Annotated in this window: 9 protein-coding genes; 2 read left to right on the top strand and 7 right to left on the bottom strand. The window is 62.3% G+C overall.

The genetic code is table 11. From position 1 onward, the window contains the following. Positions 1–112 precede the first annotated feature (112 nt). From cmk to mtnA, 7 genes are all read right to left on the bottom strand, one after another. Positions 113–802 (bottom strand): (d)CMP kinase, encoded by a 690-nt coding sequence (gene cmk, locus HGP31_RS08910; RefSeq protein WP_033041268.1) that lies wholly within the window; start codon positions 800–802, stop codon positions 113–115. Then, positions 799–3,006: a bifunctional prephenate dehydrogenase/3-phosphoshikimate 1-carboxyvinyltransferase gene (locus HGP31_RS08905; protein ID WP_033041276.1), complete on the bottom strand. Its 2,208-nt coding sequence runs from the start codon at positions 3,004–3,006 to the stop codon at positions 799–801. Before HGP31_RS08905 ends, cmk begins: the two co-directional genes overlap by 4 nt. Positions 3,007–3,034: 28 nt before the next feature. Next, entirely contained in the window at positions 3,035–4,147 is a 1,113-nt protein-coding gene (gene hisC, locus HGP31_RS08900; RefSeq protein WP_168757485.1) for a histidinol-phosphate transaminase, read from the bottom strand. A 13-nt stretch (positions 4,148–4,160) separates the two neighbouring features. Then, the gene (pheA, locus tag HGP31_RS08895; protein ID WP_020800126.1) at positions 4,161–5,255 is read right to left on the bottom strand and encodes a prephenate dehydratase; all 1,095 of its coding nucleotides are present in this window, start codon (positions 5,253–5,255) and stop codon (positions 4,161–4,163) included. Further along, positions 5,255–6,340, bottom strand: a complete 1,086-nt coding sequence (gene serC / locus HGP31_RS08890; protein WP_033041273.1) for a 3-phosphoserine/phosphohydroxythreonine transaminase — start codon at positions 6,338–6,340, stop codon at positions 5,255–5,257. The genes pheA and serC overlap by 1 nt, the downstream gene beginning before the upstream one ends. 250 nt (positions 6,341–6,590) lie before the next feature. Then, a complete protein-coding gene (gene gyrA / locus HGP31_RS08885; protein WP_020800128.1) occupies positions 6,591–9,245 on the bottom strand; it encodes a DNA gyrase subunit A in 2,655 nt (884 codons plus the stop codon). 445 nt (positions 9,246–9,690) lie between these two features. After that, the gene (gene mtnA / locus HGP31_RS08880; protein ID WP_033043842.1) at positions 9,691–10,767 is read right to left on the bottom strand and encodes an S-methyl-5-thioribose-1-phosphate isomerase; all 1,077 of its coding nucleotides are present in this window, start codon (positions 10,765–10,767) and stop codon (positions 9,691–9,693) included. A gap of 108 nt (positions 10,768–10,875) precedes the next feature. Between mtnA and HGP31_RS08875 the strand changes: the two genes are divergently transcribed. Together HGP31_RS08875 and ubiG are read left to right on the top strand one after the other, a co-directional pair. Further along, the gene (locus HGP31_RS08875) at positions 10,876–12,210 is read left to right on the top strand and encodes a TRZ/ATZ family hydrolase (protein WP_168757484.1); all 1,335 of its coding nucleotides are present in this window, start codon (positions 10,876–10,878) and stop codon (positions 12,208–12,210) included. Between the two features lie 59 nt (positions 12,211–12,269). Further along, positions 12,270–12,968 (top strand): bifunctional 2-polyprenyl-6-hydroxyphenol methylase/3-demethylubiquinol 3-O-methyltransferase UbiG, encoded by a 699-nt coding sequence (ubiG, locus tag HGP31_RS08870; protein ID WP_008065228.1) that lies wholly within the window; start codon positions 12,270–12,272, stop codon positions 12,966–12,968.

Below are 12,968 nucleotides of genomic sequence, written 5' to 3'. Positions count from 1 at the left end.
CCTGTGAATGAGGGCGAAGGATACGCCCATCTCCACACCCCAGACGGTGTGGGTTAGTTTCATTTAAAAGAAGCGCCACAGGACTATGACTGGTCCCCTGCGGCCTTCTTGGTCACCCGGCGATATCGCGAATGGCGATCTCGCTCATGATGCGTTCCAGCACCTGGTCGATGGACAACTCCGTGGAATCCAGCTGTATGGCGTCAGCCGCCGGTTTAAGCGGGGCTACCGCTCGCTGGGTGTCACGCTCATCGCGTGCACGGATCTCATCTAGCAGACTCGACAGACTAACATCCTCGTCCTTGCCCTTCAACTGCAAATATCGACGACGCGCCCTTTCCTCGGCACTGGCGGTCAGGAAAATCTTCAGCGGCGCATCCGGAAACACCACAGTGCCCATGTCGCGACCATCGGCCACCAGGCCCGGCGCTTCCTGGAAGGCGCGCTGGCGCTGCAGCAGCGCCTCGCGCACCGCGGGCAATGCCGCCACCTGGGAGGCACCCGAGCCGACGCTTTCGGTACGGATCACGTCGCTGACCTCGTCACCTTCCAGGATGATGCGCTGCAGCTGACCTTCGGTCGCCGCGATAAATTGCACATCCAGATGAGCGGCGAGTTTCTTCAGCAGCTCTTCATTGGTCAGGTCGACGCCGTGGTTGTGCGCGGCGAAGGCCAGCAGACGGTACAGCGCACCGGAATCCAGCAGGTTCCAGCCCAGGCGCCGAGCCAGGATTCCGGCGATGGTGCCTTTGCCCGAGCCGCTTGGCCCATCAATGGTGATGACCGGTGCAATGCGCTTCACGACTGAGCCTCTTGGGCAACGCGGATACCGACCTGCGCGCACAGCGCGAGGAAGTTGGGGAACGAGGTCGCGACGTTGGCGCAGTCATGGATGCGGATCGGTGCAGTGGCGCGCAGCGAGGCGACGCTGAAAGCCATGGCAATCCGGTGGTCGCCGTGGCCGTGCACTTCACCGCCGCCGATCTGGCCGCCGTCGATAATGATGCCGTCCGGCGTCGGCTGGCATTTGACACCCAGTGCCAGCAGGCCATCGGCCATGACCTGGATACGGTCCGACTCCTTGACCCGCAGTTCTTCGGCGCCGGTCAGCACGGTGCGCCCTTCGGCACAGGCGGCAGCCACGAACAGCACCGGGAATTCGTCGATGGCCAGCGGAACCAGCGCTTCGGGAATCTCGATACCTTTGAGTTTAGCTGCCCGCACACGCAGGTCAGCCACTGGCTCACCACCTACTTCACGCTGGTTTTCCAGGGTGATGTCAGCGCCCATCAGGCGCAGGATGTCGATGACGCCGGTACGGGTCGGGTTGATGCCGACATGCTCGAGCACCAGCTCCGAACCTTCGGCGATCGATGCGGCCACCAGGAAGAACGCCGACGACGAGATGTCGCCCGGCACTTCGATATGGGTCGCGGTCAGCTTGCCACCCGACTCGACCGAGGCCGTTGCACCGTCAACGCTCACCGGGTAGCCGAAGCCACGCAGCATGCGCTCGGTGTGGTCGCGGGTTGGCGCAGGTTCGGTGACGGTGGTCTTGCCTTCAGCGTACAGACCCGCCAGCAGCAGGCAGGATTTAACCTGGGCACTGGCCATCGGCATGGTGTAGGTCAGGCCCTTGAGCTTGTTGCCGCCACGGATGGTCATCGGCGGACGACCTTCGGCAGCGGTTTCAATGACGGCGCCCATCTCGCGCAGCGGGTTGGCCACGCGATTCATCGGGCGCTTGGACAGCGAAGCGTCGCCGGTCAGGGTGCTGTCGAAGTCTTGCGCGGCCAGCAGGCCGGACAACAGGCGCATCGAGGTGCCGGAGTTACCCAGGTAGATCGGGCCCGGTGCTGGCTTGAGGCCATGCAGGCCGACGCCGTGGATGGTCACACGACCATGGTGCGGGCCTTCGATGACCACGCCCATGTCACGGAACGCCTGCAGGGTCGCCAGGGCGTCTTCGCCCTCGAGGAAACCTTCGACTTCGGTGACGCCTTCGGCCAGGGAGCCCAGCATGATCGAACGGTGGGAAATCGACTTGTCACCTGGTACGCGAATCCGACCGGACAGGCGGCCACCAGGTTGAGCCAGGAAAATCAGATCGTTGGAATTCATAGCGTCCACATAGGCCCGACGGGCCAGGATTTTACTGAAATGCTCGCGGGCAACCCGGGCGCGCGTGAAAACGCCCAACAATTGGTGCCCATCCCCTGCATCGACCGCGTCGCGCAAGGCGTCGAGGTCGCTGCGAAATGTATCGAGTGTGCGCAGGACAGCCTCGCGGTTAGCGAGGAAGATGTCATGCCACATGACCGGGTCGCTCCCGGCGATTCTTGTGAAATCGCGGAAGCCGCCCGCAGCGTAACGGAAGATCTCAAGATTTTCATTGCGCTTGGCCAGCGAGTCGACCAGGCCGAATGCCAGCAAGTGCGGCAGATGACTGGTGGCCGCCAGCACTTCGTCGTGCCGTTCGACCTGCATGTGCTCGACATCGGCGCCCAGTTCGCGCCACAGGCGATCGACCACGGCCAAGGCTTGCGGATCGGTCTGATCCAGCGGCGTGAGGATCACTTTGTGGCGACGGAACAGGTCGGCATTGGAGGCTTCCACCCCACTCTGCTCGGAACCGGCGATCGGATGGCCCGGCACGAAACGCGCCGGCATACCGCCAAAGGCTTCGCTCGCCGCACGCACGACGTTGCCCTTGGCACTGCCAACGTCAGTCAGGATCGCCTGCCCCAGGTCCATGCCGGCCAATCGGCCGAGCATTTTTTCCATCGCGAGGATCGGCACAGCCAGCTGGATCACGTCGGCACCCTGGCAAGCCACCGCCAGGTCTTCTTCGCAACGATCCACCACGCCCAATTCAACGGCCAGCTTGCGCGACTGCGGGTCGAGGTCGACCCCGACCACTTCGCGGCACAGGCCACTTTCGCGCAAACCCTTGGCAAACGAACCGCCGATCAACCCCAGGCCGACCACCACCAGGCGCCCGATCAACGGCTCAGCAGATTGCGGCACAGTGACATCAACCACGAGCCATAACCTTGGCCAGCGCCTCAAGGAAGCGGCTGTTTTCCGCCGGCAGACCGATGGTAACGCGCAAGTGGTTCGGCATGCCGTAGTTGGCCACCGGACGCACGATCACGCCTTCGCGCAGCAAGCCCTGGAACACCGGGGCCGCTTCGCGATTTAGATCAACGCAGATGAAGTTGCCCTTGGAAGGAATCCAGCTCAGGCCCAACTCACGGAAACCCGCTTCCAGTTGCTGCATGCCCGACTCGTTCAAGCGACGACTTTCCGCCAGGTACTCGGCGTCTTGCAGCGCAGCGCACGCAGCGGCCAAGGCCAGGCTGTTGACGTTGAACGGTTGGCGCACGCGGTTCAGCACATCGGCGACCACGGCGGTGGACAAGCCATAACCGACGCGCAATGCCGCCAGGCCGTAGGCCTTGGAGAACGTGCGCGACACCAGCAGGTTCGGGTAAGCCGCCAGGAAGTCCAGGCCGTCCGGCAAGTCGCTGCCTTCGGCGTATTCGATGTAGGCCTCGTCCAGCACCACCAACACGTGCTCCGGCACGTCCTGGAGGAATTCATCCAGCGCCTCGGTATCGAACCAGGTCCCGGTTGGGTTGTTCGGGTTGGCGATGAAGACTACGCGGGTATTGGCGTCGATGGCCGCCAGCATGGCCGGCAGGTCATGCCCCCAGTCCTTGGCCGGAATAACCTTGGCCTGGGCGCCGACGGCCTGGGTCACGATCGGGTAGACCGCAAACGCATGCTCGCTGAACACCGCATTCAGGCCCGGCGCCAGGTAGGCGCGTGCGACCAGCTCAAGGATGTCATTGGAGCCGTTGCCCAATGTCACCTGGTTCAGCTCGACGCGGCACTGTCCGGCCAGCAGGGTCTTGAGCGCAAAACCATTGCCGTCTGGATAACGGGTCAGTTCGACCAGGGCATCACGGATGGCGGCCAGGGCCTTGGGGCTCGCGCCCAACGGGTTTTCGTTGCTGGCCAGCTTGACGATGCTGGCCGGATCGAGATCCAGCTCACGCGCCAGTTCGTCCACGGGTTTGCCCGGAACGTAAGGCGAAAGTTGTTGCACGCCCGGCTGTGCCAGAGCGAGGAAATTGCCACTCATTTGCTACCGCCCCTTAGAGAACTGCTTTCGGGTAGGAACCCAGCACTTTGAGTGCTACTGCTTCCTGACTGATCTTTTCCAGCACACCTTTTACCAGCGGGTCGCGGTGGTGGCCGACGAAGTCGATGAAGAACACGTAGGTCCATTTGCCGCTGCGCGACGGACGGGTCTCGATTCGCGTCAGGTCGATGCCATTGTCGTGGAACGGCACCAGCAATTCGTGCAGCGCGCCCGGCTTGTTGCTCATCGAGACGATGATCGAGGTCTTGTCGTCGCCAGTCGGCGGCACTTCCTGGTTACCGATCATGAGGAAGCGCGTGGAGTTGTCCGGACGGTCCTCGATTTTCTCGGCCAATCGGGTCAGCCCGTAGAGACCGGCCGCCATGTCGCCGGCAATCGCCGCCGAGTTCCACTCGCCCTTGACCCGCTTGGCCGCTTCGGCGTTGCTGGACACCGCCACGCGCTCGACATTCGGGTAGTGGGCGTCCAGCCACTTGCGGCACTGGGCCAGGGACTGGGCGTGGGAGTAGATGCGGCTGATGCTGTCGGTCTTGGTGTTTTCACCGACCAACAGGTGGTGGTGAATCCGCAACTCGACTTCACCACAGATCACCATGTCGTGCTCGAGGAAGCTGTCGAGGGTGTGGTTGACCGCGCCTTCGGTGGAGTTTTCCACCGGGACAACGCCGAAATTCACCGCACCGGCCGCCACTTCGCGGAACACTTCGTCGATGGCCGCCATCGGCTTGCTGATCACCGCGTGGCCGAAGTGTTTCAGGGCCGCCGCCTGGGTGAAGGTACCTTCAGGGCCCAGGTACGCGACTTTCAACGGTTGCTCGAGGGCCAGGCACGAGGACATGATTTCGCGGAACAGCCGCGCCATCTCCTCGTTGCCCAGCGGCCCCTGGTTGCGCTCCATGACACGCTTGAGCACCTGAGCTTCGCGCTCGGGACGATAGAACACCGGCACTTCGCCTTCGGCCAGCGAAGCCATCTTTACTCGCGCAACTTCCTGGGCGCAGCGTGCGCGCTCACTGATCAGCTCCAGGACTTTTTCGTCCAGGGCATCGATGCGCAGGCGCAGTGCCTTGAGTTCTTGCTCAGACATTAGCCGTGTTCCTTCTCGAACTCTGCCATGTACGCCACCAGCGCGTTGATCGCGTTGATGTCGACGGCGTTATAGATGGAGGCGCGCATGCCGCCCACGGAGCGGTGGCCCTTGAGGTTCAGCAGGCCACGCTCGTCGGCGCCAGCCAGGAACGGCTTGTCCAGACGGTCATCGGCCAGGCGGAACGGTACGTTCATCCACGAGCGGTCCGACTTGTTGATCGGGTTGCTGTAGAGGCCGCTGGCATCGATGAAGTCGTACAGCGTGCGCTGCTTGACGTCATTGAGCTTGCCGATGGCCTCGACACCGCCCTGCTCTTTCAGCCACTCGAACACCAGGCCGGACAGGTACCAGGCCAGGGTTGGCGGGGTGTTGTACATGGAGCCGTTGTCGGCCGCGACCTTGTAGTCGAGCATGGTCGGGCAAATGGAACGGGCGCGACCGAGCAGGTCTTCGCGAACGATGTTCACGACGATACCGCTCGGGCCGATGTTCTTCTGGGCGCCGGCGTAGATCATGCCGAAGCGCGAGACATCGATCGGGCGTGAGAGGATGTCCGAAGACATGTCGGCCACCAATGGCACGTCACCGGTCTCGGGAACCCACTGGAATTCCAGGCCGCCGATGGTTTCGTTCGGCGCGTAGTGAACGTAGGCCGCGTCCTTGGACAGCTGCCATTCATTCTGGCCAGGAATGGCGAAATAGTCGTAGGGCTTGGCGGTGGCGGCAACATTGACGTTACCGAAGCGCGACGCTTCCTCGATGGCTTTCTGCGACCAGATACCGGTGTCGATATAGTCGGCGGTGCCGCTTTCAGGCAGCAGGTTCAGCGGAATCTGGGCAAATTGCTGGCTGGCGCCGCCTTGCAGGAACAGCACTTTATAGTTCGAGGGGATATTCAGCAGATCACGCAGATCCTGCTCGGCCTTGGTGGCAATGGACACGAACTCATCGCTGCGATGGCTCATTTCCATGACCGACAGGCCCTTGCCGTGCCAGTCGAGGAGTTCACCCTGGGCGCGCTGCAGGACAGCTTCGGGAAGCGCCGCAGGACCGGCGCAGAAGTTATAGGCTCTCTTGCTCACATCCAATCTCGCTCTGATTTGGTGGTATCACGCAATAAATCACATTATCAATCGACACAGGGGCCCTGCTGAAGCAGGCACCTGTGGGAGCGAGCCTGCTCGCGAATGCATCACCGCGGTGTTTCAGAGATACCGCGGCGCCTGCTTCGCGAGCAGGCTCGCTCCCACAGGGGATATCCATGGGTGTCGACATTTTCCTCTCGGACAAACAACAAGGGGGCGAATTTTCATCCGCCCCCTGTTTACCCGCTTATTCCTGTGGTTCTTCGTCAGCGGCGGCGTCGAGTTGCTGGTCTTCGACGATGTCGTCGATCACTGCAGTGCCTTCGAACACAGCACCTTCTTCGCCTTCCAGCTCTTCACCCTCGACTTCCGAAGGCTCCTGGACGCGCTCCAGGCCAACCAGCGTTTCATCGTTGGCCAGCTTGATCAGGGTCACGCCCTGGGTATTACGCCCCAGGCTCGACACTTCGTCGACACGGGTGCGCACCAGGGTGCCCTGGTCGGAAATCAGCATGATTTCCTCGCCGTCGAGCACCTGGACCGCACCGACCAGACGGCCGTTGCGCTCGTTGCTGACCATGGCGATCACGCCCTGGCCGCCACGCTTATACTCAGGGAACTCGGTGATCGCCGTACGCTTGCCATAACCACGCGCCGAAGCGGTGAGGATCTGGCTGCCTTCTTCCGGGATCAGCATGGAAATCAGCTTCTGACCTTCTGGCAGGCGCATGCCGCGCACACCACGAGCGGTACGGCCCATGGCACGAACGTCGGATTCCTTGAAGCGCGTTACCTTGCCGCCGTCGGAGAACAGCATGACTTCGCGCTCGCCATCGGTAATGGCCGCGGAAATCAGCACGTCGCCTTCGTCCAGCTCCAGCGCGATCAGGCCGACGCTGCGTTGACGGCTGAAGGATTCCAGCGGGGTCTTCTTCACGGTGCCGTTGGCGGTGGCCATGAAGATGAAGTGACCTTCGGTGTATTCCTCGACCGGCAGCATGGTGGTGATGTATTCACCGTCATCCAGCGGCAGCAGGTTGACCAGCGGACGACCACGGGCAGCACGGGAGGCTTCAGGGATTTCGTAGGTTTTCAGCCAGTACACCTTGCCCTTGCTGGAGAACAGCAGCAGCGTGGTGTGGCTGTTGGCAACCAGCAGGTGAGCGATGTAGTCCTCATCCTTGACACCGGTCGCCGACTTGCCTTTACCGCCACGACGCTGGGCCTGGTACGCCGCCAGTGGCTGGGTCTTGGCATAGCCACCGTGGGAAATGGTCACCACGCGATCTTCTTCCGGGATCATGTCGCCCAGGGTCAGGTCTAGACGCGCATCGAGGATTTCGGTACGGCGCACGTCGCCGTATTCGGCACGGATCACTTCCAGCTCTTCGCGGATCACTTCCATCAGGCGCGTGGCGCTGTTGAGGATGCGGATCAGCTCGCCGATCTGGTTGAGGATCTCTTGATACTCGGCCAGCAGCTTTTCGTGTTCCAGGCCGGTCAGGCGGTGCAGACGCAGTTCCAGGATGGCTTGCGCCTGCTCTGGCGACAGGAAGTACTTGCCGTCGCGCAGGCCGTACTGCGGGTCGAGGTTTTCCGGACGGCACGAATCGGCGCCGGCACGTTCAACCATCGCCACTACCGCCGAGGACTCCCAAGGGGTGCTGACCAGCGCTTCCTTGGCTTCCGACGGGGTCGGCGAAGCCTTGATCAGGGCGATGACCGGGTCGATGTTCGACAGGGCAACCGCTTGACCTTCGAGGATGTGCCCACGCTCGCGCGCCTTGCGCAGTTCGAACACGGTACGACGAGTGACGACTTCGCGACGGTGACGCACGAAGGCTTCCAGCAGGTCCTTGAGGTTCAGGATGCGTGGACGGCCGTCGATCAGCGCGACGATGTTGATGCCGAATACCGCTTGCAGCTGGGTCTGGGCGTAGAGGTTGTTGAGGATCACCTCAGGCACTTCGCCGCGACGCAGCTCGATCACGACGCGCATACCATCCTTGTCGGACTCGTCGCGCAGCTCGGTGATACCTTCGAGCTTCTTCTCCTTGACCAACTCGGCGATCTTCTCGATCAGACGGGCTTTGTTCAGCTGGTAAGGGAGTTCGGTGATGACGATCTGCTGGCGGCCACCGACCTTGTCGATGTCTTCGATCATCGAGCGGGCGCGCATGTAGATGCGCCCGCGACCGGTACGGTAAGCCTCGATGATGCCGGCGCGACCGTTGATGATCGCGGCGGTCGGGAAGTCCGGACCGGGGATGTACTGCATCAGCTCGTCGACGGTCAGCTCGGGGTTGTCGATGAGCGCCAGGCAACCATCGATGACTTCACCGAGGTTGTGCGGCGGAATGTTGGTCGCCATGCCCACGGCGATACCGCTGGAGCCGTTGACCAGCAGGTTGGGAATACGGGTCGGCATGACCGCCGGGATCATTTCGGTGCCGTCGTAGTTCGGCACCCAGTCCACGGTTTCTTTGTGCAGGTCAGCCAGCAGCTCGTGCGCCAGCTTGGTCATGCGCACTTCGGTGTATCGCATGGCCGCGGCGTTGTCGCCGTCCACCGAACCGAAGTTGCCCTGGCCGTCTACCAGCAGGTAGCGCAGGGAAAATGGCTGCGCCATCCGAACGATGGTGTCGTACACCGCGGTGTCACCGTGCGGGTGATACTTACCGATCACGTCACCGACAACACGGGCAGATTTCTTGTACGGCTTGTTGAAGTCGTTGCCCAGCTCGCTCATCGCGAACAGCACGCGCCGGTGCACGGGCTTCAAGCCATCGCGCGCATCCGGCAGTGCCCGCCCGACAATTACGCTCATCGCGTAGTCGAGGTAGGACTGCTTCAGCTCGTCTTCGATATTGACCGGGAGGATTTCTTTGGCCAGTTCGCCCATGAGAAGCCTGATTCCTTTTTCTGGTGAAACTTCGTCTCATCCATATGGGACGAACGAAGCTCGCCGCTGCAGGCTGAGTGCCATGCACCGACTTACGACAAATCAACGAGTTATGCCATGGATCTGCGCAGTAAAGGTCACCCCGCGGGGCAACCTTGGAAACCGCCGGATGTTATCACAAGAGCCGCCACGCACCTATCCCCCTGATGCGCATGGAGCATAGTTAGTTGACCGATGACAGGCTTGAAGGGGATCAGAGGGGCTTAGAGCAGTGCTGAATGGAGAACCAGGGGCAGATTCACGCTGTTTTAATGCTTTCAGGCCCCCTTCGCGAGCAGGCTCGCTCCCACAATGATTCGTCATTGCGCCGCCCATTGCGGCCACACCGCGAATATTGTGGGAGCGAGCCTGCTCGCGAAGGCAATTTATCAGGCACCAGAGATCATCAATGCAGGCGCTTGCGACACATCAACTGCGCCATCTTCGCCGTGTCCGGGCGCTCGACGATGCCTTTTTCGGTGACGATCACGTCGATCAGGTCTGCCGGGGTCACGTCGAACACCGGGTTGAACGCATCGATATCGGCCCCGAGCCGCTGGCCACCCACCTCCAGTAGTTCGCGCTCATCGCGCTCCTCGAGCACAATGTCGTCGCCGCTGGCCAAGTCCATGTCGATGGTCGAGCTCGGCGCCACCACCATGAAGCGCACCCCGTGGTGCATGGCATTGACGGCCAATTGGTAGGTGCCGATCTTGTTGGCCACGTCGCCATTGGCGGTAATGCGGTCTGCCCCGACGATGACCCAGGTGACGCCCTTGGTCTTCATGATGTGCGCAGCGGCGGAATCGGCACTGAGGGTCACCGGGATGCCTTCGTTGGCCAGCTCCCAGGCGGTCAGTCGCGAGCCTTGCAGCCATGGCCGGGTTTCGCCGGCATACACACGTTCGACCATCCCCTCGATGAAGGCGCCGCGAATCACCCCCAGCGCCGTGCCGAAGCCACCGGTGGCCAGTGCGCCGGTGTTGCAGTGGGTCAGGATCGCCTGGGCATTGCCCTGGTGCTTGCGGATCAGGTCGACGCCCAGTTGCGCCATGGTCAGGTTGGCTTCGCGGTCGCTCTCATGGATGGCCAGGGCCTCGGCCTCCAGCACGGACAAAGGGTCGGCGTGCTTTTTCAGCCGAGCCAGGCGCTCGCGCATGCGACCGAGTGCCCAGGACAGGTTGACGGCGGTCGGACGGGTGGCGGCCAACTGCGCGAAATCCTCTTCCAGCGCTTCCTGCCAATGGCCACCCTCGGCAAATCGGGCCCGCGCCGCCAGCACCACGCCATAGGCCGCACTGATGCCGATGGCTGGCGCGCCGCGCACCACCATCGAGCGAATGGCTTCCGCCACGCCCGCCGCACTGGTGCAGGCGATCCAGGTTTGCTCGAACGGCAAAACACGCTGATCCAGCAGGTACAGGGTGCCATCACGCCAATCGATGGCCTTAACCTTCTCAGCAGCCAACAGTCGATCGCGCATCCCACACCCCGCAGTCAGAAACAAAAGCCGCCGATTATAGCGATCCCCCGGCGAAGACGCTCGGGTATACTTCGCCATCCTTTACAAAAGCCCTGGAACCGATCCTCGATGCCGAACACTGCCATTGCGCTCGATCTGTTGTTGCTGCCAACCTGGCTGGTACCCGTCGAACCCGCTGGCGTCGTGCTCAAGGATCATGGCCTGGGCATCCGCGACGGGCGCATCGTTTTCATCGGTCCGCGCCGCAACGCCCTGCAGCTTAACGCAATCGAAGTGCGTGAACTGCCGGACATCCTGCTCAGCCCCGGCCTGATCAATGCCCACGGGCATGCGGCAATGACCCTGTTTCGCGGCCTGGCCGACGATCTGCCGCTGATGACGTGGCTGGAAAACCACATCTGGCCGGCCGAGGCCAAGTGGGTCGACGAGGATTTCGTCCGCGACGGCACGGACCTGGCCATCGCAGAGCAACTCAAGGGCGGCATCACCTGCTTCTCTGACATGTATTTCTTCCCGAAGGTTGCCAGCGAGTGCGTGCACAACAGCGGCATTCGCGCGCAAATTGCGATTCCGATCCTCGATTTCCCGATCCCGGGCGCCAGCACGGCGGACGAGGCGATTCGCCAGGGTGTCGAGCTGTTCGGCGATCTCAAGCATCACGAACGCATTAAAATCACCTTCGCCCCCCATGCCCCCTACACCGTGGGCGATGAAAACCTGGAAAAGATCCGGGTGATCGCCGAAGAGCTGGATGCGTCGATCCACATGCATGTGCATGAAACCGCCTTCGAGGTGCGGCAAGCCGTCGAACAGCAGGGTGAACGGCCGCTGGCCCGCCTGGCGCGCCTGGGCTTGCTGGGGCCGCGCTTCCAGGCGGTGCACATGACCCAGGTCAGCGACGAAGACCTGGCGTTGCTGGTAGAAAGCAACACCCATGTCATTCACTGCCCGGAGTCGAACCTGAAGCTGGCCAGCGGCTTCTGCCCGGTGGAGCGCTTGTGGCAGGCCGGGGTCAACGTGGCCCTCGGCACCGACGGCGCCGCCAGCAACAATGACCTGGACTTGCTGGGTGAAACCCGCACCGCCGCCCTGCTGGCCAAGGCCGTCGCGGGTTCGGCCACCGCACTGGACGCCCACAGCGCCCTGCGCATGGCCACCCTCAACGGCGCACGCGCACTGGGGATCGAAGCCGAGGTGGGCTCGCTGGAAATCGGCAAGGCCGCCGACATTGTGGCGTTCGACCTCTCGGGCCTGGCCCAGCAACCGGTCTATGACCCGGTATCGCAGCTTATATATGCGTCAGGCCGCGATTGCGTGAAACACCTTTGGGTCGCGGGCAAGCAACTGCTCGACGACCGCCGCCTGACACGCATGGATGAACAACAACTCGTCGCCATCGCCAAGGCCTGGGGCCAGCGCATCAGCGGCCGCAAAGAATCGTAAGCCTCCCCGGACTCAGTACCGGGGCTACAGGATTTTTCAAGTTTTAGAGGACTTAAACCATGAGCAACGTCGACTACGCCGAAATCGCCAAATTCGAAGCCCTGGCCCATCGCTGGTGGGACCGCGAGAGCGAATTCAAACCGCTTCATGACATCAATCCGTTGCGCGTGAACTGGATTGACGAACGCGTCAACCTGGCCGGCAAGAAGGTCCTCGACGTCGGTTGCGGCGGCGGCATCCTCAGCGAAGCCATGGCCCAGCGCGGCGCGACCGTGACCGGTATCGACATGGGCGAAGCGCCACTGGCGGTGGCACAACTGCATCAGCTGGAATCGGGCGTGAACGTCGAATACCGGCAGATCACCGCCGAGGCCCTTGCCGAGGAAATGCCTGAACAGTTCGACGTGGTGACCTGCCTGGAAATGCTCGAGCACGTACCGGACCCGTCCTCGGTGATTCGCGCCTGTTTCCGCATGGTCAAGCCGGGCGGCCAGGTGTTCTTCTCCACCATCAACCGCAACCCGAAGGCGTACCTGTTCGCCATCGTCGGCGCCGAATACATCATGAAGCTGTTGCCACGCGGCACCCACGACTTCAAGAAATTCATCCGTCCTTCCGAGCTCGGTGCCTGGAGCCGCATGGCCGGCCTGACCGTCAAGGACATCATTGGCCTGACCTACAACCCGCTGACCAAGCATTACAAACTGGCGTCCGACGTGGACGTCAACTACATGATCCAGACCCTGCGCGAGGAGTAA

The organism is Pseudomonas umsongensis (assembly GCF_012647205.1).
GTDB lineage: Bacteria > Pseudomonadota > Gammaproteobacteria > Pseudomonadales > Pseudomonadaceae > Aquipseudomonas > Aquipseudomonas umsongensis.
This window is presented reverse-complemented; position numbering and strand designations above follow the sequence as displayed.

Coding starts and splice junctions, on each gene's coding strand:
- hisC (WP_168757485.1), bottom strand. CDS start 4,147: ATGAGTGGCAATTTCCTCGCTCTGGCACAGCCGGGCGTGCAACAACTT.
- pheA (WP_020800126.1), bottom strand. CDS start 5,255: ATGTCTGAGCAAGAACTCAAGGCACTGCGCCTGCGCATCGATGCCCTG.
- gyrA (WP_020800128.1), bottom strand. CDS start 9,245: ATGGGCGAACTGGCCAAAGAAATCCTCCCGGTCAATATCGAAGACGAG.
- mtnA (WP_033043842.1), bottom strand. CDS start 10,767: ATGCGCGATCGACTGTTGGCTGCTGAGAAGGTTAAGGCCATCGATTGG.
- HGP31_RS08875 (WP_168757484.1), top strand. CDS start 10,876: ATGCCGAACACTGCCATTGCGCTCGATCTGTTGTTGCTGCCAACCTGG.
- ubiG (WP_008065228.1), top strand. CDS start 12,270: ATGAGCAACGTCGACTACGCCGAAATCGCCAAATTCGAAGCCCTGGCC.